27 protein-coding genes and 1 pseudogene are annotated in these 21,470 nt (G+C 37.1%); 7 read left to right on the top strand and 21 right to left on the bottom strand.

The window, feature by feature from the left end; translation table 11 throughout:
- Positions 1–7: 7 nt before the first annotated feature.
- From ACTJKN_RS13940 to ACTJKN_RS13930, 3 genes are read right to left on the bottom strand one after another with little or no spacing between them, the layout of a single operon-like run.
- Positions 8–682: a carotenoid biosynthesis protein gene (locus tag ACTJKN_RS13940; protein ID WP_440825831.1), complete on the bottom strand. Its 675-nt coding sequence runs from the start codon at positions 680–682 to the stop codon at positions 8–10.
- Entirely contained in the window at positions 652–1,749 is a 1,098-nt protein-coding gene (locus ACTJKN_RS13935; protein WP_440825829.1) for a glycosyltransferase, read from the bottom strand. Before ACTJKN_RS13935 ends, ACTJKN_RS13940 begins: the two co-directional genes overlap by 31 nt.
- Complete coding sequence (locus tag ACTJKN_RS13930) at positions 1,746–2,465, bottom strand: 1-acyl-sn-glycerol-3-phosphate acyltransferase (protein ID WP_440825828.1); 720 nt, start codon at positions 2,463–2,465, stop codon at positions 1,746–1,748. The genes ACTJKN_RS13935 and ACTJKN_RS13930 overlap by 4 nt, the downstream gene beginning before the upstream one ends.
- 188 nt (positions 2,466–2,653) lie before the next feature.
- Here ACTJKN_RS13930 and ACTJKN_RS13925 point away from each other — a divergent pair, with 188 nt between their 5' ends.
- Positions 2,654–3,199: an REP-associated tyrosine transposase gene (locus tag ACTJKN_RS13925; protein ID WP_440825826.1), complete on the top strand. Its 546-nt coding sequence runs from the start codon at positions 2,654–2,656 to the stop codon at positions 3,197–3,199.
- A 205-nt stretch (positions 3,200–3,404) separates the two neighbouring features.
- Here ACTJKN_RS13925 and ACTJKN_RS13920 read toward each other — a convergent pair whose 3' ends face one another.
- Entirely contained in the window at positions 3,405–3,911 is a 507-nt protein-coding gene (locus tag ACTJKN_RS13920; protein ID WP_029275623.1) for a phosphoribosyltransferase family protein, read from the bottom strand.
- 193 nt (positions 3,912–4,104) lie between these two features.
- On the opposite strand from ACTJKN_RS13920, the gene ACTJKN_RS13915 reads away from it, so the two are divergent.
- Entirely contained in the window at positions 4,105–4,809 is a 705-nt protein-coding gene (locus tag ACTJKN_RS13915; protein ID WP_440825824.1) for a head GIN domain-containing protein, read from the top strand.
- A 147-nt stretch (positions 4,810–4,956) separates the two neighbouring features.
- On the opposite strand, the gene ACTJKN_RS13910 is transcribed toward ACTJKN_RS13915, so the two are convergent.
- From ACTJKN_RS13910 to ACTJKN_RS13900, 3 genes are all read right to left on the bottom strand, one after another.
- Positions 4,957–5,364, bottom strand: coding sequence for a hypothetical protein (locus ACTJKN_RS13910; RefSeq protein WP_230145962.1), 408 nt, complete (start codon positions 5,362–5,364; stop codon positions 4,957–4,959).
- Between the two features lie 100 nt (positions 5,365–5,464).
- A complete protein-coding gene (gene rlmD / locus ACTJKN_RS13905; protein ID WP_440825822.1) occupies positions 5,465–6,874 on the bottom strand; it encodes a 23S rRNA (uracil(1939)-C(5))-methyltransferase RlmD in 1,410 nt (469 codons plus the stop codon).
- Positions 6,875–7,008: 134 nt separating this feature from the next.
- Positions 7,009–7,119 (bottom strand): hypothetical protein, encoded by a 111-nt coding sequence (locus ACTJKN_RS13900; RefSeq protein ID WP_029275619.1) that lies wholly within the window; start codon positions 7,117–7,119, stop codon positions 7,009–7,011.
- Positions 7,120–7,332: 213 nt separating this feature from the next.
- Here ACTJKN_RS13900 and ACTJKN_RS13895 point away from each other — a divergent pair, with 213 nt between their 5' ends.
- Positions 7,333–7,791 carry a DoxX family protein gene (locus ACTJKN_RS13895; protein ID WP_057931136.1) on the top strand — a complete coding sequence of 153 codons (459 nt, stop codon included), beginning with the start codon at positions 7,333–7,335 and terminating at the stop codon, positions 7,789–7,791.
- Between the two features lie 44 nt (positions 7,792–7,835).
- The gene (locus tag ACTJKN_RS13890) at positions 7,836–9,539 is read left to right on the top strand and encodes a M28 family peptidase (RefSeq protein ID WP_440825820.1); all 1,704 of its coding nucleotides are present in this window, start codon (positions 7,836–7,838) and stop codon (positions 9,537–9,539) included.
- Between the two features lies 1 nt (position 9,540).
- On the opposite strand, the gene ACTJKN_RS13885 is transcribed toward ACTJKN_RS13890, so the two are convergent.
- The 3 genes and pseudogenes from ACTJKN_RS13885 to rhuM all read right to left on the bottom strand — a co-directional run.
- Positions 9,541–9,903 (bottom strand): type II toxin-antitoxin system death-on-curing family toxin, encoded by a 363-nt coding sequence (locus tag ACTJKN_RS13885; protein ID WP_440825818.1) that lies wholly within the window; start codon positions 9,901–9,903, stop codon positions 9,541–9,543.
- Positions 9,904–9,914: 11 nt separating this feature from the next.
- On the bottom strand, positions 9,915–10,076 hold the full coding sequence (locus ACTJKN_RS13880) for a hypothetical protein (protein ID WP_440825881.1): 162 nt from the start codon (positions 10,074–10,076) through the stop codon (positions 9,915–9,917).
- Positions 10,077–10,193: 117 nt separating this feature from the next.
- Positions 10,194–10,423, bottom strand: a pseudogene (gene rhuM / locus ACTJKN_RS13875) (RhuM family protein); the annotation flags it as partial.
- A 138-nt stretch (positions 10,424–10,561) separates the two neighbouring features.
- Between rhuM and crtD the strand changes: the two are divergent.
- Complete coding sequence (gene crtD / locus ACTJKN_RS13870) at positions 10,562–12,040, top strand: 1-hydroxycarotenoid 3,4-desaturase CrtD (RefSeq protein ID WP_440825817.1); 1,479 nt, start codon at positions 10,562–10,564, stop codon at positions 12,038–12,040.
- Between the two features lie 93 nt (positions 12,041–12,133).
- On the opposite strand, the gene ACTJKN_RS13865 is transcribed toward crtD, so the two are convergent.
- From ACTJKN_RS13865 to ACTJKN_RS13845, 5 genes are read right to left on the bottom strand one after another with little or no spacing between them, the layout of a single operon-like run.
- Positions 12,134–12,637: a shikimate kinase gene (locus ACTJKN_RS13865; protein WP_440825814.1), complete on the bottom strand. Its 504-nt coding sequence runs from the start codon at positions 12,635–12,637 to the stop codon at positions 12,134–12,136.
- A 20-nt stretch (positions 12,638–12,657) separates the two neighbouring features.
- On the bottom strand, positions 12,658–13,104 hold the full coding sequence (locus ACTJKN_RS13860; protein ID WP_440825812.1) for a DinB family protein: 447 nt from the start codon (positions 13,102–13,104) through the stop codon (positions 12,658–12,660).
- Between the two features lie 3 nt (positions 13,105–13,107).
- On the bottom strand, positions 13,108–14,163 hold the full coding sequence (locus ACTJKN_RS13855; protein WP_440825810.1) for an ABC transporter permease: 1,056 nt from the start codon (positions 14,161–14,163) through the stop codon (positions 13,108–13,110).
- A 2-nt stretch (positions 14,164–14,165) separates the two neighbouring features.
- Positions 14,166–15,317 carry a BT_3928 family protein gene (locus tag ACTJKN_RS13850; RefSeq protein ID WP_440825808.1) on the bottom strand — a complete coding sequence of 384 codons (1,152 nt, stop codon included), beginning with the start codon at positions 15,315–15,317 and terminating at the stop codon, positions 14,166–14,168.
- A 32-nt stretch (positions 15,318–15,349) separates the two neighbouring features.
- Positions 15,350–15,898, bottom strand: coding sequence for a DUF1599 domain-containing protein (locus ACTJKN_RS13845; RefSeq protein ID WP_440825806.1), 549 nt, complete (start codon positions 15,896–15,898; stop codon positions 15,350–15,352).
- 99 nt (positions 15,899–15,997) lie between these two features.
- On the opposite strand from ACTJKN_RS13845, the gene folP reads away from it, so the two are divergent.
- Complete coding sequence (gene folP / locus ACTJKN_RS13840; RefSeq protein WP_440825805.1) at positions 15,998–16,852, top strand: dihydropteroate synthase; 855 nt, start codon at positions 15,998–16,000, stop codon at positions 16,850–16,852.
- Between the two features lie 223 nt (positions 16,853–17,075).
- Positions 17,076–17,867: a diadenylate cyclase CdaA gene (gene cdaA / locus ACTJKN_RS13835; RefSeq protein WP_440825803.1), complete on the top strand. Its 792-nt coding sequence runs from the start codon at positions 17,076–17,078 to the stop codon at positions 17,865–17,867.
- Between the two features lie 264 nt (positions 17,868–18,131).
- Here the strand turns inward: cdaA and ACTJKN_RS13830 are convergent, their stop codons facing one another.
- From ACTJKN_RS13830 to ACTJKN_RS13805, 6 genes are all read right to left on the bottom strand, one after another.
- The gene (locus tag ACTJKN_RS13830; RefSeq protein ID WP_029275606.1) at positions 18,132–18,542 is read right to left on the bottom strand and encodes a BrxA/BrxB family bacilliredoxin; all 411 of its coding nucleotides are present in this window, start codon (positions 18,540–18,542) and stop codon (positions 18,132–18,134) included.
- A 100-nt stretch (positions 18,543–18,642) separates the two neighbouring features.
- A complete protein-coding gene (locus tag ACTJKN_RS13825) occupies positions 18,643–19,122 on the bottom strand; it encodes a CCC motif membrane protein (RefSeq protein ID WP_440825801.1) in 480 nt (159 codons plus the stop codon).
- A gap of 8 nt (positions 19,123–19,130) precedes the next feature.
- Entirely contained in the window at positions 19,131–19,451 is a 321-nt protein-coding gene (locus ACTJKN_RS13820; RefSeq protein ID WP_440825799.1) for a DUF2752 domain-containing protein, read from the bottom strand.
- Positions 19,432–19,866, bottom strand: a complete 435-nt coding sequence (locus ACTJKN_RS13815) for a YkvA family protein (RefSeq protein WP_440825798.1) — start codon at positions 19,864–19,866, stop codon at positions 19,432–19,434. Before ACTJKN_RS13815 ends, ACTJKN_RS13820 begins: the two co-directional genes overlap by 20 nt.
- A gap of 18 nt (positions 19,867–19,884) precedes the next feature.
- A complete protein-coding gene (locus ACTJKN_RS13810) occupies positions 19,885–20,769 on the bottom strand; it encodes a YARHG domain-containing protein (RefSeq protein WP_440825796.1) in 885 nt (294 codons plus the stop codon).
- 16 nt (positions 20,770–20,785) lie between these two features.
- The gene (locus ACTJKN_RS13805; RefSeq protein WP_440825794.1) at positions 20,786–21,412 is read right to left on the bottom strand and encodes a DUF2306 domain-containing protein; all 627 of its coding nucleotides are present in this window, start codon (positions 21,410–21,412) and stop codon (positions 20,786–20,788) included.
- Positions 21,413–21,470 lie beyond the last annotated feature (58 nt).

Below are 21,470 nucleotides of genomic sequence, written 5' to 3'. Positions count from 1 at the left end.
TACAAAATTAAGCAAAAATATTTGTTCCGGTTGTCATGTATAAGACAACAAAAAAGATTAGCTGCGAAACGAACATAGTAGCGCCAATATATTTTTGTTGCTTTAAGCCCAAAGCATAGTAAAACTTTAACAAAATTACCGAAACAATAAACCAGGCCACATAATTCTGAACAGGGATTTCATGCCAGTCCCACTGCCAGTAGTTAAATTTCATGGCCACAGGCTCCAAAAAGAAATCGAAACCTACCAATATAAAAGCGCCGAGAACAGAAGCCAGAATACTATGCCTGATTTTCATACTTTTCATCATTTGCCCAATACTGAAAATAAGGATTACCCAATTTACACCCATTAGTAGTGGAACCGCAGCAACTTTGTAACCCAATGTATCGCCGTAATAATAACTGCCGAATATTTTCCCGGTATGCACGCCCAATACCTCGACTAAAAAGCCACAGAGAAATACACCCGAAACCAGTAACAATAAACGTTTCACATCGGCATTGTACGAAAAAACAATTACGGCAAACATCAGCAACAAATGAAAAGGAACCAGTTTGATAAAATAAGGCTGAGCAGCTGGAATTAAGAAGCCAAGCAAGCCCACAACATGAAAAACGACAATTATTGCAACCGCAATCCTTTTAACCTTTAAATCGTTTTGATCGTTCTGCCCTTCCATGTGCTCGTTTTAAAAATATGTTTTTTTATAGAAATGAATGAAATTATTAAGAAGAACAACATCTGTAAGGGATGTAAAATCAGATTTATCAAAACATTTTGTCCCGATAAATAGGAGATCATCATTCTACTTAATACTATTAAAGTTAATGGTAATACAAGTAAAGCAATATTAAAGTTTAAGATTAAAATTACTGGCCCTACAGTTACCAAAAGCTGGTAAAGTAATAATATTATGGTGTTATTACCAAAACCCGCCAGTAAATTTTTACTAAAACCGTTTAAGCTTTCGCCTAAATTTTTGTACATCCTGCAATAGATCAGTCCGTTGGCCAAAAGGGCTTCGGCATTAAACTTTTCTTGTTTTACCAACTTCATAATCTCCACATCTTCCACAACCTGGTGTTTAACCCGCTCATGCCAATGGTTTTCTTTGTAATTATTGGCATTAAAAAACATGCACTGTCCGCTTGCTGCTGAAAATGCTGGATTTTTCGAAAGTTTAACCAATCGCAAAGGCAATAAATTTAGCAGTATAAAATGCATTAAGGGCACTGTTAACCACTCGCCTATCGATTTTATAGTTTGGTTGGTAAAAACACTTAACAAAGCCAGGCTTCCGATTTCCATCCGGTTGATCAGACTATTGATCAATCCTCTTTTTACTGATTCATCTGCATCGATAAACAAAAGATACTTCCCTGTAGCCAATTCGCTAAGCTGGTGGCAGGCATAGTTTTTCCCAAGCCAGTTTTGAGGTAGCTCTTTACCACTTACCACTTTAAATTGCGGGTTTGCAAGGCAAAAATTTCCGACTACACCGAAAGTATTGTCATCGCTGTTATCATCCAAAACAATAACTTCATAATTGGTGTAATCCTGATTTTTTATCGAAACGAGCAATTCTAAAATATCCGCTGCTTCATTTCGCGCAGGAATTAGGATCGAAACCTTATCATGATAATGTTTAACCACTCTTGGCAACTTAGGGTTAGAAAGGAAATTGAAAACAGTAACCGAAAATCTGATGACCAGGAAAATTAAAACGGCGTAAATAAAAATTGTCATTCAATTAGCTGAGTTTGTTTAACAACAGATTGATCGTAATGTTTATTATAAGCGCTTTTTAGTAATTGTAAACTTACATATTCTTCATTCTCCCAATGCTGCAAGTAAGTATAAGCTGAGGGCTTTCTTTTGGAAAAATAATCAATAAAGGTGGCGGCAAAAATAATATTAATCTTTTTCTGACTGGCATTTATCATCTGCATCACTCCTTTTTCGAAACTGATATTTTTGAGGTGATTCGAATATAATTTGCCCTGGGGGAATACAAGTACCAAATTTGCGGGGTTATCTAACAGTTTGCCGGCATAATTAAGCGTTTCTAAAACATCTTTACCTTTATTTTCGGCCGCAAAAGCACCAAGATATTTTAGAAAACCAACTTTAGTATAGTTTTCGGCATTCACTAAAACATGAAATTGTTTCTTAAATACTTTTTTATTGATGTAAAAGAGGAAAAAACCATCCCACCAGCTAAAATGATTGGCCAAAACCAATATAGCCGCATCTTGTTTAATCTCTACCTCGCTATACTTAAAAGCTGAAAAATCTTTTTTGATAATAAACTGGATGTACCAGGAGAAAAAGCTGAAGATCAAATTATTTTTTCTAGGCTGATACATTTCGGGAAATTGCAAAAAATTGAGGTGAATTGCAAATGTATTGTATATAGACTCGTTATAGGCCTCGTTTGTAACGAGGATTAGCGAGGTCCACATTTGTAATGTGGCGTAATAGCTTAAACCGATTTAAATATTAGCGATACAATCGCTATTCTCATTCATCCTCTCCACAAACCAGTATGATTATCGCATTTATGCATAAAATAGCTATATTCACTATAAATCTCCCAAATATTTTCTTTACTGAGAATATAATTTAATTAAAGATTTAATCTTATTTGATTATGGGAGGAAGCAGATATATAATTACTGATCAAAATCAGACTTATTTTATAACATGTACAATAGTTGGTTGGATAGACTTATTTACAAGACCAGAATATAAAAACATAATTGTCGATTCATTAAACCACTGTATCCAAAATAAAGGATTAATATTAAATGGTTGGGTTCTGATGACGAATCACATTCATTTTATTGGAAGGTGTAAAGAGCCAAATAAAATGTCTGATTTTTTGAGAGATTTTAAAAAATTCACTTCGAAGCAATTGGCTGTTACCATTAAAGAGATACCTGAAAGTAGGAGAGATTGGCTTTTAGATAAGTTTAGTTTCGAAGCAAGAAAGACCAATCGGGCAGAAAATCACAAAATCTGGCAAGACGACAATCACCCTATCGAATTACAAGAAATCGATGCTTTTCAAAAACTACATTATATCCATGATAATCCTGTTAAAGCTGGTATTGTTGAATTTCCCGAGCAATACATTTACAGTAGCGCTAAAGATTATGCTGGAATTAAAGGTTTGGTGAAAATTGAATTGATTTAAAAAGCGATAAAATCGCTATTCTCGTTCATCCTCGTTACAAACGAGGACGATAGCACAGATGAATTATAGTCCCCGTTTGTATAATGGATATAGATTTTTTGATGTCCGGTTCAAAGATTTCTCCACTTCTGTCGAACATATTATACGAATGGTTAACTTCGATTAAGGTATATCTTCTCTCATCCTAAATCTTCCCTTTTACCTCCTAGCTCAAATAAACCCGATCTTCTTCACCTTCCACATCCATTACTACATCCACATGTTCTTTTAAGATGGTAGCCAGTTCAAGCCCAACAAAATCGGTGGCAATAGGGAAAATTTTATGGCTTCGATCAACCAAAACTACTGTACGTATTTTTTTATGTGGCGTATTTAAGAAAACGCCTAAACCATAAGCAAGGGTTTTACCGCTGTTCAGTACATCATCAACAATAATGATCACCTTGTTTTTCCAATGGCTTTCATCCAGATCTGTCGAAGCAACCAATTTGCTACTTTCTTTCTGCAGGTCGATACGCAGTAAGGTTAGTTTAAAGCCTGAAATCTTTTTAAGCACTTTTTCTAATCTTAGCGCTAGTTTGTAGCCACGGTCCCAAATACCGGCAAGCACCACTTCTTTCTCATTCAGGTTATCTTCTAAAATCTGATAAGCGATACGATCTATTTTCTGCTGAATTTGTTTCTTGTTGAGAATAAGTAATTGCGATGCCATTGTATAAAAAGGATTGAATACAAAAAGAACGATTTTAAGGATGAAATTCAAACTATTTGAAAAATAATTTCGATTGTTTGCAACGTTTTCATCAGAGATGCGTCTAATCTATAACCAAAACACAAAATCGAAGCCATCGTTGCCTAAATACTGCGTAATGATAGCTTCAGAATCATTTAATGAAAAAACGACTATGAAAACCCTTATCAAATCATCCGCCATTTTATTTATCGTGGTAACCAGCTACATGGCTAAGGCACAGGATACTAAAAGTTTTACCGTTAAAAACTTCAATAGCATTGGAGTAAGCAGTGGTATAGATTTATACCTCACTCAGGGCGGTAATGAAAGTGTGAGTATAAAATCTGATTCTGAAACATTAAAAGATATTGTTGTTGAGCAGAGCGGCAGCAATGTTACCATAAAATTTAAAGATGGCATCAATTGGAGCGGCATGTTTAAAAACCGCACCATTAAAGCTTATGTAAGTTTTAAAACCCTAAATGCAATTGCAGCATCGGGAGGATCGGATGTTTTTACACAAAACCAAATTAAAACAGATAAACTTGCTATTCGCTCTTCAGGAGGATCAGATTTAAAATTAACGGTTGTTTGCAACGATCTATCTGTTCAATCGAGCGGTGGCAGTGATCTCGATTTAAAAGGCAAAGCAGAAAATATGACCATTCAATCTAGTGGAGGTAGCGATATCGACGCTTACGAATTAATTACAGATTATGCAAAGGTGCAGGCTTCTGGTGGTTCTGATGTAAATCTTCATGTAAATAAAGGCCTAGAAGCCAGTGCAAGTGGTGGTGGCGATGTAAGTTATAAGGGAAATGCTTCACTCAAGAAAACATCAAGCTCAAAAAGTGGAGATGTGCACCACGTAAATTAAAAGTTTAGTTTAGTTAATAATAATGCGCTGCTTTGTGGATACAAAGCGGCGTTTTTTATTCGGTGATTGCACAGATTAATAGATTACACAGATTCTGATCATTAAAGGCTGTAGAGAGGAAATCTTAAACTTTCAGCCTTTCTATCCTTACCTTTTTTTGTAAGGATAGTAAATAAAGTTGGCACCTTCAGGAACAATTACGAATACACACATAAAATCTTCAGGCTTTTTATACACTTTTAAGAAGGGTTCCTTTTTCTCTTTGCTGATGATTCCTTTTTCTACAAATTCTTCTAAAGTAGAGGCTTGTATGGTCCAGTCGGTGTTAAGTTCTTCTTTATTTAAAATAAGTTCACCTATGTTTACTTCGTGCTGATGTGCAATAAAAATTGGATGGGCAGAAATGCCTTCAACCATAATCTCGATTGCTACTTCTTTAATCGCATCAGCATAGAACTCCAGGTCCTTTTCTAAACTTACCAGCGGACTTTCCTGCTTTTTTTGTGGTGTTCCGTTCTCTTCGGGCGTTGCGCCTAATAATTCTTCTCTATCCATACCTTAACTAGTAATTGAATTTTGAATGAGTGAATAGTTAAATGTTAAAGGCAAATTGCCCCATTCTGTCATTCAATCTTTCTCTCACTCAATCATTTTATTACTTTAACCTTAACAATACTACGTTCTCTACGTGCTGCGTGTGTGGAAACATATCTACAGGTTTAATGCGCACCACATCGTATTTCTCTTTCAATAACTCTAAATCTCTAGCCTGCGTGGCTGCATTACAGCTTACATAAACAATTTTTTCAGACTCCATTTCAAGCAATCTCTCTACTACATCTGCATGCATACCAGCGCGTGGCGGATCAGTAATGACTACATCTGGTTTACCATGTGCGAGGATAAATTCTGAAGTAAGAATATCTTTCATATCTCCAGCATAAAAAATCGTATTATCGATGCCATTTAGCGCTGAGTTAAACTTTGCATCTTCAATAGCAGTTGGCACATATTCTACCCCCACTACCTGCTTTACGTTTTTGGCAATAAAATTTGCAATCGTCCCGGCGCCAGTGTATAAATCATAAACCAGCTCATCGCCTTTAAATCCGGCAAAATCTCTGGTGATTTTATATAGCTCGAAGGCTTGTTCAGAATTGGTCTGATAAAAAGATTTCACCCCAATTTTAAAACGAATGCCATCCATTTCTTCGAAAATATGATCGCGACCTGAGAAAACCACTACATCCTGATCAAAAATAGTGTCATTCTTTTTTTGGTTAACGATATATAGCAAAGAGGTAATCTGTGGAAATTCATTTTTAAGAAAACCCATCAAACCATCAATGTGTGCCTGTTCCGGATAAGCAAATACCACAGCAACCATCACCTCACCTGTACTAGAAGTACGGATTATCAGGTTACGCAAAACGCCTTCATGGTTACGCAGATCGTAAAACGAAAGATCATTTTCTAAAGCATATTTACGAACAGCATTTCTGATCGAATTAGAAGGCTCATCCTGTAGATAACAATGCTCGATATCTAAAATTTTATCGAAACGCAATGGTACGTGAAAACCCAGTGCGTTCATATCAAAATCTTCATCGCGTTCTACATCGGTTTTTTCCAACCAGCGTTTGTTCGAAAAAGTAAATTCTAATTTATTTCGGTAATACCTGTTTTTTTCTGAGCCTAAAATCGGTTCCGTTCCTGAGGTATCTATTTTACCTAAGCGTTGTAAAGCTGCCTCAACATTTTTCTGTTTAAACTTTAATTGAGAATCGTAACCCATATGCTGCCATTTGCAACCGCCACAGGTTCCGAAATGAGGGCAGAAAGGATCAGTACGCAACGCTGATTTTTCATGAAGCTGATCGATGATTGCTTCAGCAAAATTCTTTTTCTTTTTGGTCAACCGAACATCTACCACATCACCGGGAACGGCCTTATCAACAAAAATGACCAATTCGTCAGCCTTGCCTACACCTTTTCCTTCTTCGGCAATATCGATTATATGTACGTTTGGAACAATAGTTACCGTACCAGGTTTTCTTCTACTCATTATTTTGCAAATATAGAAAAAAGAGGTTAAGGGTTGAAAGGTAGAGGGTGAAAAACCAATTAATCAAAAGATTGGGCCACAACTATCCTACTCGAACAAGAACTGTCCGGCAATGAAAACCCTGATTTTAAAAATTATTTTCCAAAAAATTTAAATGCCGCACCCCAAAAGCCATCTAACCAATTAAATTTTAGGTCAAATTTTTCATCTACCAGTACAGAAAACTCTAATATTTCTTTGCTCATGATAAAAAACCCATCTATTTAAGCAATAATACTAAATTCATACTAAAAACCAAAACGGTATAAATTAATTTTATGTTAATTTTACATCAAAAGGTTAAACCACTCCTTTTACACCAACCACAAGCGCGATTCATTGATTTTCAGTCCCTTATTTGATAACTAAATAAAAATCCGTAACTTAAAGTATCATTCACATAAAAATGGAGGTTCATTATGAACGTTATCCGTAAAATTGAACATTGGGGAGATGTTCATCACTCAAAATGGCTGGATTATCTTCGGATTGTACTTGGCCTGATCATTTTTGGAAAAGGTGTTTCTTTTGTTAGCGACACTTCGGTTCTTCAGAACATGATCACACAAAACAACGTATTTGGTTTTTCGGGCATGCTCATCAGTGTCGCCATTCATGTTGTTGCATTTGCGCATTTGGTTGGGGGTGTTTTAATTACTTTAGGCTTAGTTACCCGCTTTGCTGTTGTAATTCAGATTCCAATCTTATTGTTTGCCGTATTTTTCGTTAACCTTACACCGGGCTTCTCCACACCGAATTCGGAATTGTGGTTTTCGGTATTGGTACTGTTTCTACTCATCATGTTTTGGGTGGTAGGTTCAGGCCCATTGTCGGTTGACGAAGGGTTGAAACGCAAAACAGGCAAGCGGTACGCCTAAACAACATTAAATATTCTTAGTATCTTTCGCTTTTAATAACGATCATGAAAACGAAGATACTTTTTGTACTGCTTTTGGCGGGATTGGGATGTTACGCACAAAATTCGACAGATGAATATTTCAAACTAACGCGGGCTGGTTTCCTAGAAAAAAACGCCTACGAAACCACTGCTTTTGTAGAAAAATACTTCCGCGTACCCGGCAACACAGGCTTTAATGCTAGTATCCATTATATAGAAAACATCCTTAAAAAGGCTGGTTTTGTAGAACAGAAGCAGAATGAATTCGAGGCTCCTTTAACTTACCGCATCGAAAAAAGAGCGATGAAAAACAGCACTTGGGAGCCCGTTGATGCCAATATAGATATTATTGGGGAAACAAAATCGCTCATTTCTTACAAAACTAACCGCAATATGATTCCAATCAATTGCAGATCAACAGTTGCAGGGGGTGTTACGGCTAATGTGGTTTACATTGCCAACGTATTATCTACCGAAATAGAAAAAATGGATCTGAAAGGGAAAATCCTATTTTCTGAGAACAGTCCATCGCGCCTGCTTCAAATAGCTGCAAAAGCGGGAGCCATTGGCGTGCTTGGCTATTCGATGCCAAAGTATACCCAACCAGAGGTACACCAAACATCTATCCAGTTTGGAAACATGAAAGCCAATAGTGAGGTATGGACACTGCTTTTATCTTACGCTGCTAAAGAAAAATTAAAAGCGGCCTGTTTAAAAGGCGACACCAAACTAAAAGTAAGTATTCAGACTAAAATTTACCCCTCTGAAGAATTAACCATAGTAGCAAATGTTAAAGGCAGTGTAAATCCTAATGAACGTTTTGTGTTCAGTGCACATGTTCAGGAACCCGGTGCAAACGATAATGCAAGCGGCGTTGGTACATTAGCAGAAATGGCAAGGCTAACAGCAGCATTATATCAGGCAAAAAAGATAAGCCCTAAGCGTAGCCTCACTTTTTTATGGGGCGACGAAATTGTATCAACAAGAAGGTATATTACCGAAGATACCACCCGGGCCAAAGGCATTATGTGGGGAATGAGTTTGGATATGGTTGGCGAGGACACTAAAAAAACCGGCGGTTCATTCCTGATTGAAAAAATGCCGGACCCATCGGCCATCTGGACAAGGGGAACGGATAAACATACCGAATGGGGTGCGGGCGATGTTACTGAAAAAGATCTTTTCCCACATTATTTTAACGATTTCATTTTTGATATCTGTAAGGCTCAGGGCAAATTTGCCAAGTGGACAGTTAATTATAATCCGTTTGAAGGTGGTAGTGACCATACACCATTCTTGCAAAATAAGATCCCAGGATTACTGATGTGGCACTTTACCGATGTATTTTACCATACGGATAATGACAGGATTGATAAAGTTTCGCCAACCGAAATGAAAAATGTTGGAATAAGTGGTTTAACTGCTGCCTATACTTTAATTTCTGCAGATGAAAATACTGCGATAGCCACTGTTACGCAAGTTAAAACCGATGCTTTAACCCGATTAAAAACTGAATTTGAACTGAGCAAAAAAGAAATTGCAAAAGGGAAAATCCCAGCTGATGAGAGACACATTATTGAAGTATGGGCCAAATGGTACACAGATGCCTTGGCAACGGTAAACAAAATGCCTGTAAAATCTGAAACGACCAGAGTTGGTTCGGCCATTAAGTTTGCCACCAACGAGATCGAAAAACAAACGAAGCTATATTTAGAGGAGTTGAAATAGGTTAATTTTTATAATTTATTAGGTTAATAACAACTTTAACCATCATTTCTTTTTCTTTGGGATCACTTTCTGCTATAAGCAAAGTAAGGGCAACTAATGCATTATCGGCAATTCTCTTTGCTCCGTCTGTGCGATAAAGCATTTTATTTTTATCGAGGAACCAAACGAACAAAAAGGCACCGATACGTTTGTTCCCATCAGAAAAGGAATGATTTTTTACTACAAAGTACAATAAATTAGCTGCTTTTTCTTCCAAACTCGGATAAAGTTCATCTCCATCAAATGTTTGATAAATGGTGAATAAGGAACTTTTAAATGATTGATCTTTTTCATTTCCGAAAAGCTTACTTCCTCCAAATTTCAATCTTAAATCATCTATCGCCTCAATTCCGAATCATAATCGATTTTAAAACTACCTTTAACATCAGAAACAGTATTTTCCAATTGCTGATGATCATACCTGTCCAAAACATCTAAAGCATAAACATAATCGGTAAGAATTTTAAAAGTACTTTTTAACTCTTCATCATTTAGCAACTGATTATTTTGAACAACACCAACTAATTTAATCGCTTGTTTTAATTCTATCAGCTGTTGGTTCTGCGCTTTAAGTTTTTTGTTATTTAACGCATATCCTTTTATTAAATAATCTTTTAAAATCTGATTAGCCCAAATACGGAATTTAGTACCCTCTTTGATTTTACACGGTAACCTACGGAAATAACCACATCAAGCGAATAATAGAATGTTTTATAACTTTTTCCATCCCTGGCAGTTGTCAAGTATTCCTTGACAACTGCTTCTCTTAAAAGTTCACTTTCTTCAAATATATTATTAATGTGTAGACTTATATTCTGCTTCGTTTTATTAAAAAGCTGTTGCATTTGTTGCTGCGTTAGCCAAACAGTCTCATTTCCATACGCAACTTCTATCGCAGGCAAACCCTCTTCTGTTTTATAAATTATAATTTCATCCTTAATCATCACTTCAAGTTAGTAAAATATTTATCTTATTTTCGCATCATGCGTAAACCAAAAGCAATAGTCATCGGAGCCGGAATTGCGGGCATTGCATCGGCAATCCGTCTTTCCGTAAAGGGCTATGAGGTTGATGTTTTTGAAGCTAATTCAAAACCTGGTGGCAAACTGACAGAAATAAAAATGAACGGTTTCAGGTTTGATGCCGGACCGAGCCTTTTTACCATGCCCCAGTATGTGGATGAACTCTTCAAACTGGCAGGTAAAAACCCTGAAGATTATTTTGGATATCTAAAACTAAAAGAAATTTGCCGTTATTTTTACGAAGATGGCTTAAGGTTAAACGCAAGCGCAGATCTCGATGAATTTGCTAAGGAAATAGAAGAAAAGACAGCTTCAACTGCAAAAGAGGTTGAGCGCTATTTAAACAAAAGCAAAACCATTTATGAGGTTACCCACCGTGTGTTTCTAGAAAGAAGTTTGCATAAAATTAAAAGCTACCTGCACTGGGACACCTTAAAATCTATATTCCGATTTGGCCAGATTGATGCTTTTAGAACACAGGCAAAAGCAAACAGATCGTTCTTTAAGGACGATAGAATAGCGCAGCTCTTTAACCGTTATGCCACATATAATGGTTCCGATCCCTATCAGGCACCGGCCACATTGAATATAATTCCACATTTCGAGTACCACTATGGAGCTTTCCTTCCAAAAAACGGCATGTACAGTATTGTTACTGCCCTGGTAAAATTGGCAGAAGATTTAGGAATAAGGTTTTATTACAATCAAAAGGTGGAGGAAATTATATATTCTAATAAACCTAAATCCGAAGTACAGGGCGTAAAAGTTAACGATAAAACCTATAAAGCTAACGTTGTTGTTTCGAACCTCGACGTCTGGTTTACTTATAAAAACCTGCTTAAAAACATAGCCCAACCAAAAAAATTACTAAACCAGGAACGGAGTAGCTCTGCTCTGATTTTTTACTGGGGCATGGACGGAAATTACAGCGACATGGGCTTGCACAACATCTTTTTTGCTGAGAATTATCAAAAGGAGTTTAATGCCATGTGGAAAGATAAAACCATCAGCAGCGATCCAACGGTGTACGTGAACATCAGCTGTAAACATATCAGGGGTGATGCACCTACAGACAGCGAAAACTGGTTTGTAATGATAAACGTTCCGGCTAATAATGATCAAAACTGGGATGTATTAATTAAAGAAGCCAAAACAAATATTATCCAAAAAATCAGCCGTATTTTAAATAGAAATATCGAAAAAGACATTATCTGTGAGCAGATTTTAGACCCCAGAAGCATTGAAAACAAAACAGGTTCTTATCAGGGTTCTCTGTATGGCAACAGCTCCAACAATCAGTTTTCTGCTTTTTTAAGGCATCCCAATTTCAGTTCGAAAGTTAAAAATTTATATTTCTGTGGGGGTAGCGTGCATCCGGGCGGAGGCATTCCGCTTGCATTATTATCCGCCAAAATAATTGATGATGGAATTAGGGTTTAGGGTTTAGGGTTTAGGGTTTAGGGTTTAGGGTTTAGGGTTTAGGGTTTAGGAGAAATCTTATCTAAAGCAAATTGTTTTATTGGCAAAGAAAATCTAACGATTCTTCTTAATCGCTTCTTCCAACTTTTCTCCATCCAGATCAAATGCAGCTACAATCAGTTTTGCTTGGGTGTAAAAAGGATCGCGTTCTTCGAGTTTCTCTTTAATAAATTCTAAAAGCTGTTCATCATCCAGATCTTTAATTAACGGACGTTTTTGGCGGTTATGTAAACGTGATACCAAAGCCGCTGGCTCCATTTGTAAGTAAACCGTTTCACCGTTAGCATTCATCCATTCCATGTTATCGAAAAAGCATGGTAATCCGCCTCCTGTAGCTACCACGCAGGTTTCTGGATAATCGAAGGTTTTAAGCATTTCGCTTTCATAATCCCTAAAGCCACTTTCTCCATATTCAGCAAAATATTCCGCAATGCTTTTACCTGTTTTTGAAACAATTTCGGCGTCAAGATCAATCACAGGGCATTCTAAACGATGTGCCAGCTGTTTAGCTTTTGTACTTTTGCCGCAGCCCATATATCCGATAAGGAAAATTTTCATGTGTGTTCTATTTAACCGACCTAAAGTAAATGGTCGCGTTTTAACATAATATAATCGGTTACAGGTGGTGTAAAACCTTCTTTTTTCAATAAAGTTACAACCTGTCCGCGATGATAAGTAGAATGATTAAATAAATGAAATAAAATTTCATCTAATCGGTTTTCGTACTGAACACCTTGTGTATTGCTGTACAAAATCTTCTTATCTAAAGGAGTCTCTTTCAATACCGCCCTAATCAACTTAAAATTTTCAGTAGCAATACGCTTAAAGTTTTCCTTATGATGAATATCCCAAACACCATAAATTGGCTTCTTGCCCGAAATCCGTTGTGCCCATATATGCTGCGCATTGAGTACGTGACTAAACAAGCGCTCAGCGTCTGGCATTTCGGTTGTTGCAAGCTTAAATATTTCGATGATGCGTTGATCTGCAAGCTCAGTATAATTTATAATTTCTTCTTCGCGCATAACCTAACTTAATTTAACTCTTGGGTCAACATAAGCATATAAAATATCAACCAAAATATTAATGACTACAAATACGAAAGCGATAAAAAGAATAGAACCCATCACTACCGGAAAATCAGACATTTCTAAAGCGGTTACCGTTGTTCTGCCTAATCCGTTATAACCGAAAATGTACTCAACAAAAAAAGAACCTGCCAGCAATGAAGCAAACCATCCTGAAATAGCCGTAATTACCGGGTTCATCGCATTTTTTAAAGCATGTTTATAGATTATGGCATTTCTACTTAAGCCTTTGGCCCTTGCGGTTCTGATATAATCCTGCGCTAAAACATCCAGCATTGCGCTTCTGGTTAACTGAACAATAATCGCCAAAGGCCTCAAACCAAGGGTAATCATTGGCAGCCATAGGTTTCTTAAGGTTAATACCTCACCATTAAAGGGATCGTAAGAATATAAGCTCCCGCTCATTTTTAGGCCTGTATAATTGCTCAGTACAAAGCCGAAAAGCCAGGCAATAATAATCCCCGCAAAAAAAGAAGGCGCTGATATACCCAGAATGGCAAATGCATTGGCCGATTTATCAATCCACGAATCTTTATAAACTGCTGAAAGTACACCCAAAAACACACCGATTATTGTTGCAAAAATCATCGCCGTTAAAGCCAGGATAAAGGTATTCGGTACCGTTTCGGAAAGTATTGCTGTTACATCACGTTTGGTCTGGTATGAACTGCGAAGATAAGGCCATTTAATCACCAGGGCCTTATTATCAAAGGCCATCAGTTTTGCGTAATGATATTTCTGTTGATTGGTACTATCGTTATCAAGAATGCTAATTGGCGATAAATCATTAATGTATAAAACAAACTGAACAGGTTTGGACCGGTCTAAACCAAATTCTTTACGAACGGCTTCGAGCGATTGTACATCGGCCCTTTGCCCCATCGTCATCCGTGCAGGGTCGCCAGGTAAAATATTAAACAGCACAAAAACAACCAATATTACACCGCCCATTACCAGCAGCCCATACATCAGTTTTTTTAGTGCGTATCCGATCATATTTATTTATCGAAATATTTTCGACTAAGCTGGTCGAAAGTGGGTACGTTGTGAAAATGCCATTTATTGATTACCACGCCGTTCTTCATCAATAAAACGCCAGGGTTTGCTCTTACCATACTTTTTAAAGGTACGGCATCGGCATAAAAAACCTCCGAAAACAGGTTGTTCTTTTTGATAAAAGCCTGTGCATCCTGAGCCGAATTAGAAGTAAGCAAAACCGTACGGATATTAAACTGCTGCGTAGCGTTTAAAGCCAGGGCATTTAGTTTACCAATAGCGGCCTCGTTTGTAGCATGAAGATCGTAGGCTACAAAGATCAAATTATAATAAGGGTTTTCGATCAGTTCTTTGGTATAATCGGTGCCTGAAGCATCTGTAATGTTCAGGTCTTTGATTTTAGGTTCAAAACCTTTTTTAACCAGTCTTTTTGCCGGTTCACCGATAATTTCCCAATTGTTATCCTTCCAGATCTCTGTTTTAAGATAGGCTTTATCACTCATATCTTTCTCTTCATTTGTTTTCTTGTTCTTTAGGTGATACATAATCTCAAATTCATCTGGTTTTTCTCCCGGAGGAATCACCATTAATGATGGAAGATGTGCACCAACCTTATAAGGCAGGAAATCGATAATCGGCAAAACATTGTAAGTATACAAACCAAAACCTAAAGATATAACCGTTACTACAATCGCAATATTTCTTTGAGTAGTTTCTTTTTTGAATAAAGGCTGAATCAGGTCCTTGTTTAAGAAAATAACAATGATCAGTGCTAAAAGGATTAAATCTTTACTGAACGACTGCCATGGGGTAAGTGGAATGGCATCGCCAAAACAACCACAACTGGTCACTACTTTGAACGCTGCAGATATAAATGTTAGCAGGGTAAAAAAGATAATGAGAAGCAATAAACCCCAGGCTACCTTTTTACTCCAGAAACCTAATAGCAACAAAGCCCCGAGAACAATTTCTAAAGTACAAAGTAAAATGGCAATACCAGTGGCCATTCCACTCAGGAAACTCATATGAAAAACTTCAAAATATTCCTGTAGTTTATAGCCAAAGCCAAGCGGATCGTTTGCTTTGATTAATCCTGAAAATATGAATAAAGCACCGACAAAAATCCTGGAGAATCTTAAAAGTATGTTTCGCATCTGTATGTATCTATTTTTTAAAGACTATTACGCTATTTCTTAACGCCGAGTTTGATCAGTGCAAAAACCGAATAGTTCAACATATCCTGATAATTTGCATTAACGCCCTCCGATGCCAGGGTTTGCCCTTCGTTATCTTCTATCTGTTTAACCCTAAAAATTTTCATCAAAATCAAATCGGTTAACGAACTAATGCGCATATCGCGCCAAGCCTCACCATAATCATGGTTTTTGGCAAACATTAAATCTTTGGTTTCCGTTACCTTTTCTTCAAACCTTTTTTCAACTTCGGTATAAGGCATCTCATTCGGATCGCTTTCAGTCAGTTCGAGCTGCATCATGGCGATAATACAATAGTTTACAATCCCGATGTATTCTGATATCACACCCTCTCCTACCTTACTTACTTTTTTTTCTTCAAGGGTACGGATGCGTTGTGCTTTGATAAAAATCTGATCGGTTATCGAACTTGGTCTTAAAATTCGCCATGCAGTGCCATAATCTTTAGTCTTTTTTAAAAATAATGATCTGCAAACTGCAATCACTTCATCAAATTCGGTAGAGGTATTTGTTTGTGCCAAAGCCAATAATTATTTAGTTTTTAGTGTATTTTTGTCCTGAAAAAACAAAAGCTAAAGATACATTTTTAAAGCGAAACCCAAATCCCGAAAGGGTTTATTATGGCAGAAAAAAACTTTTTTGAGCCCAAACAAAGCTTAAACATTAAAGGTAAACTTATCGATTTAAGCCGCCCAAAAGTGATGGGTATTTTGAATATCACCCCGGATTCTTTTTATAGCAATAGCCGCACGAAATCAATAGACGAAGCTTTAACCAAAGCAGCCCAGTTCCTTAATGAAGGGGCTACATTTATTGATATCGGCGGATACTCATCAAGACCTGGTGCTAAAGATATTTCTACCAGTGAAGAGGTTGACCGTTTGGTGCCCGTGGTAGAAAGTTTAGTAAAGGCATTTCCCGAAGCGGTTATTTCTATAGATACCTTCAGGGCGAAAGTAGCGGAGGAAACGATTTCTGCAGGTGCGCACATCATTAATGATATTGCCGCTGGAGATATGGACAAACAGATGTTTGAAACAGTGGCCAAACTACAGGTGCCTTATATGATGATGCACATGAAGGGTACTCCCCAAAATATGCAGCAAAACCCTGTTTACGACAATGTGTTATTGGAAGTAATTGATTACCTGGCGAAAAAAGTTGCGGCGCTTAAGGCGCTTCATGTTCACGACGTAATTATTGACCCTGGTTTTGGCTTTGGAAAAACAATTGAACATAATTATGAGCTGCTTAACCAATTAGAAGCTTTTAAAATTTTTAAACTTCCCATTTTAGTGGGCTTCTCTCGTAAAGGAATGATCTATAAAACACTTGGCACTTCGGCAGCAGAGGCCCTGAACGGGACTTCGGTACTCAATACCATTGCGCTACAAAAAGGAGCGGGTATTTTAAGGGTACATGATGTTAGGGAAGCGGTAGAATGTGTGCAGTTAGTTGGGATGCTGTATGACTAATTTAGATTGGTCGATTATTTGGTTAGAGTTACTTATACCATGTTAAATCGACAGGGTACAGACTTCTTGCAGATTCGTCCCGCTGAACTTGTTTTAGCATCTATTTTCCGATAAAGACCTTGAAACAAGTTTAGGGTGACGATCCTTAAAAAACAATTAACCATTTTAAACAGTTAACCTATCTTGCTTGTAAACTGAAAACCGTTTTGCTATCTTGCCACTAATGAAAGGATTAGATTTTGATTTCGTAAAATTCACCATTACCGACGTGGTAGACATCGTGCTCGTAGCACTTTTAATCTATTACGTGTATACCCTAATCCGCAATACTTTAGCTGTTAACCTACTGGTTGGGATGCTCATCATCGCAATATTCTATCATATTGTTGATGCTTTGCATATGAAATTACTCACGGCCATCATAGAGAAATTTATGAGTGTGGGGATTATTGCATTGATTGTAATTTTCCACCCAGAGATCAGGCGTTTTCTCTTACTGATTGGAAAAAATGCTTTTTTACAAAAGAATAAGGCCTGGTGGGGATATCTATTTGGTAGAAAAGAAATTGAAAGAAATAATTTAACCCGTATAAAACCAATTATTGATGCCTGTAAAAGCATGAAAAAAACGCGTACAGGAGCATTAATAGTATTCGTTAAATTTTACGATGAGCAGTTTTTTGCCAATAGCTGCGAACTTGTTGACGCTAAAATATCGAAACGTTTGCTGGAAAGTATCTTTCAGAAAAACAGTCCGCTGCATGATGGTGCCGTGGTTATTTCTGAAAACAAAATTAAAAGCGCGAGCTGTATTTTACCTTTGACGGATAACGACCAGTTGCCCTCACAGTTTGGGTTAAGGCACCGAGCGGGTATTGGCGTTTCTGAAACAACCGATGCCGTTGCAGTAATTATATCAGAAGAAACTGGCGAAATATCGTATGCCAAACAAGGCAGGGTAAGAATGAATGTTTCGTTTGGTGAGTTGGAGAAATTGCTGAATAAGGACTTTTAGTAATCACAGATTTTGAGATTTTAAGTGATTACACAGATTTCACTTCTATGTCATTCTGAACGCAGTGAAGAATCTCTGACCTATGAAAGCGATCCTTCGACTACGCTCAGGATGACGAACCGAAGGGGAATATTCCGTGCTTTCTGTGTTTCCGTGGCAAAAAATTACGATAAACGGAAAATGGTGAATGTTCCCATTCACCATCTCGTTATCATTTAAATCACCTTCTTATTGGTACAATCCAATAATCTGTATAATCAATTTCTAGCAGTATTGTTCAAAAGCACCGATCAGGTTATCAGCAATCATTTGCGCCGGACGGCCTTCAATCTGGTGACGCTCGATCATGTGAACCAATTTACCATCTTTAAATAACGCCATTGCCGGAGAAGATGGAGGGAAAGGCATCATGTAATTTCTTGCCTGATCTACCGCTTCTTTTTCCATTCCTGCAAAAACAGTAACCAATTTATCAGGGTGTTTTTCGTGTGCTGCTGCTGCTCTGGCCGCTGGACGAGCATTTGCTGCTGCGCAACCGCAAACCGAATTTACTACTACCAACACAGTTCCTTCGCCTTTAATCGCCTGATCTACATCTTCTGCGTTTTTTAATTCTTGAAAACCTACGTTAGTTAATTCCTTACGCATTGGCTCTACTAAATATTCTGGATACATTATCTTAGTTTTTTATTTACAATTTCAATCCTACAAAAATAAGAAAATCGAATGGCATGCACCATTCGATTTATATTTTTAAGGTAAAATTAAATTCAGCTTATTTCAGATCTCTTAAAAAATTCTCAAACATATGTGGATTTGCAACCACACCTACAATGATAAGTATAAACATAAGCACCATCAATGCACTTAAAATCGTCGCAATCATTCCGCAGATCTTACCAGCTTTAGCATTTTTGTACGATGATTCAGTATACAAACTTGGATTAAGCTGATACTTTTTCATATCACCTGCACCTAATATCCAAGCAATTACGCCAAAAATCAATCCAAATATCCCATAAAAGCAACATGCAGGTATAGCTAAAATACCCAGCACTAGCGAAGCTGTAGAGTTTGGCAAGTTCTGCTGACCAAAACCTCCTCCTCCAAACTGTCCAAATGGTGGCGGTTGCTGAAATGGCGGTGGGGTTGCCGGACCATTACCTAATGGCTGAAATGGCGCAGGTTCTGGATTTTTATCTTTTGAAAGATCAATAGGTTTATTTTCTTGAGGGGTTTCCTGTTCTTCTGACATAGCTATATTTAGATCAATTGGTGAGTGTATATTTTGTAAATGTAATTGATTAAAATAATTACTGCAACACTTGCGAAAACGATTTTTATCAGCTGTGCCCCAAACTTGAAATCGACCTTGAGGTGAACAATGGTAAATACTATAACAAAAATGAGTGGAATTGTTGCGGGATAAAACTTAAATGATGCCATTAAATCGCCTCGAAATAAAGCCAGAACCGAGCGCTGTAAACCACAGCCTGGGCAATCGAATCCAAAATGAGCTCTAAACGGACAGCTAAAAAGATGCTCGCCAATCCAGTCGAAAAAACTATGTTGCGGTTGAGCCATCTATATCGCCTATAATTTTGATCTGTGCATCTTTCCAAACTTTATATTTTTCCAGATCTTTAAGCACCTGCCTATACACCAGGTTCAAGATGTAGATATCATCAACAAAACCTAAAACGGGCACAAAATCAGGGATCACATCTATTGGAGACAAGAAGTAAACCAAGCCACCCAAAATAGCAATGATTGATCTTTTCGGAATTTCGGTATAATCGCCGTTCACGTAATCTTTTGATACGGCAAAGAGCAGTACCAGTTTCGACCAAACACCTTCCAGATCACCTTTATTCGTTACTGCCTTTCCCAATGCATCTTTAATCGTATTGCTCGCTTTGGTCTTATCACTTAAGATCACCGAAGCTTTGCTTTGCGATTTTTTAAAGAAACCCAGTATTTTCTCCCTATTCAATTTCATAGTTAACTGTATTACAAATTAACGGCCAAAAGCATCATAATTGTCTTCGGCATATTTGGTAAAGCGATCCAATAGTTTAATATTTTTGTTCTCGATAGCCGTTAAATCATTATCGACATTGTTTTTAACAGGAACATACCATTCTACAGGATCGAAAAAATTTCTGAAAGTTTGTTTTTTAAAGGCATAACCATGTCTGGCGAAAATGGTGTTTTTGATAATCTGCAAATCAAGTTTTCTTAAATTCTTTACATCTTCTTCTTTAAGTGCAGTAGTTGAAGCATTTAATTTAAAAATCTGTTCAGATGCACTTCTGTAAAAAGTATTGGCCCCTAACGAATCTATACTTCCATCTTCAAGGGTATCTAACCGCTCTACCATTTTGTGATCGCTCCAATCTACATATTCCATTTCAGTTGGCAACATACGGCTGGCATTATATTCAAAAGCCTTTTTTAACAACTTAAATTCTTTTCCCGGCCATTTCAGTTCTTTTTTATAGGCGTTCCATTTACCAATCAAGGTGTCGCCTACGAGGGTAATTTCAAATTTCCCATCGTATTTATCTGTACCAGGTTCATCCAGAACGAAGGTAATTTTACCGCCATCTTCTGATATTTTACCCAATAGCGGGCGGCTGTTGCCAGAAACCACACTTTGTGCAATCACCGTATCTTTAGTTATCTTTTTTATATTGATATTCAGTTTCTTAACAGCATCAGAAATATCCCCTTCATATTCAAACTCATCTGTTGTGTAAAAATCACCAACCCAAAAGCCATAAAGTTCCTTGTGAATTTCCTGCTGCGCAATGCCTGTTGCTTTTTCTTTTTTTGTTTTTTTGGTGTCTCTGCATGATAGCATCAAAAAGGGAATCAGAGCGAATAATAAGATTTTTTTCATCGGTATATATTTAAGGTCAAATAAATTTCTTTTTGATCAGCCATTCGGCGATTAACAAATTGGGTATCCAGCCTAACCAGGCGATAATCTGGTAAACATCCATTGGTGCCGGGTGAAATAAATATACGAAAATAACTTTCCATAGTCTTAAAGTTATCGCAGAGGTTGCCAAAGCAAAACTACGGTACATAAACTTTTTATGGGCTATTATTTCTCTTTTTAAAATAAACAGAATCGCCTTTAGGGTAAACCAGAACCATAAAACGCCTAAAATAATGAATGAGGTTTTAGCCATTAATCCGCCGTTTGCAAACCAGCCGATAAAAATACCTGATGGCGCGGCAAGTAACAATCCGAAGCTTGCATACAAGTAGCCCAACCATTTATGTATTTTAGGATATTTAGCTAAAATTTTTGGACTAAACTGTGTAAAACCAGCCAGTAGTACAAATATGGCACTATAGACATGGATGTAAAATATGGGAAGATAAGCTTTGATCCCTGAAACTTCAGTCTGTTTAATCTGCAGAAAAGACACTTCACTATTCAATGGGATATACCGTAAAGTAATCTGTACCATTAACACAAAGAAATAGGCAAAAAACAATAGCCAGGCCACACGTTTATAGCTGAAGCTTTTCATTTATTTTGTTAAACAGTAATAAGTAATAACTCATGATCCTAAGCATAAAGAAGATGAG

Origin of the sequence: Pedobacter sp. 22163 (genome assembly GCF_052045595.1) — a bacterium.
GTDB lineage: Bacteria > Bacteroidota > Bacteroidia > Sphingobacteriales > Sphingobacteriaceae > Pedobacter.
The sequence above is the reverse complement of the archived record's forward strand: the minus strand, read 5'-3'. Positions and strand labels throughout refer to the sequence as shown.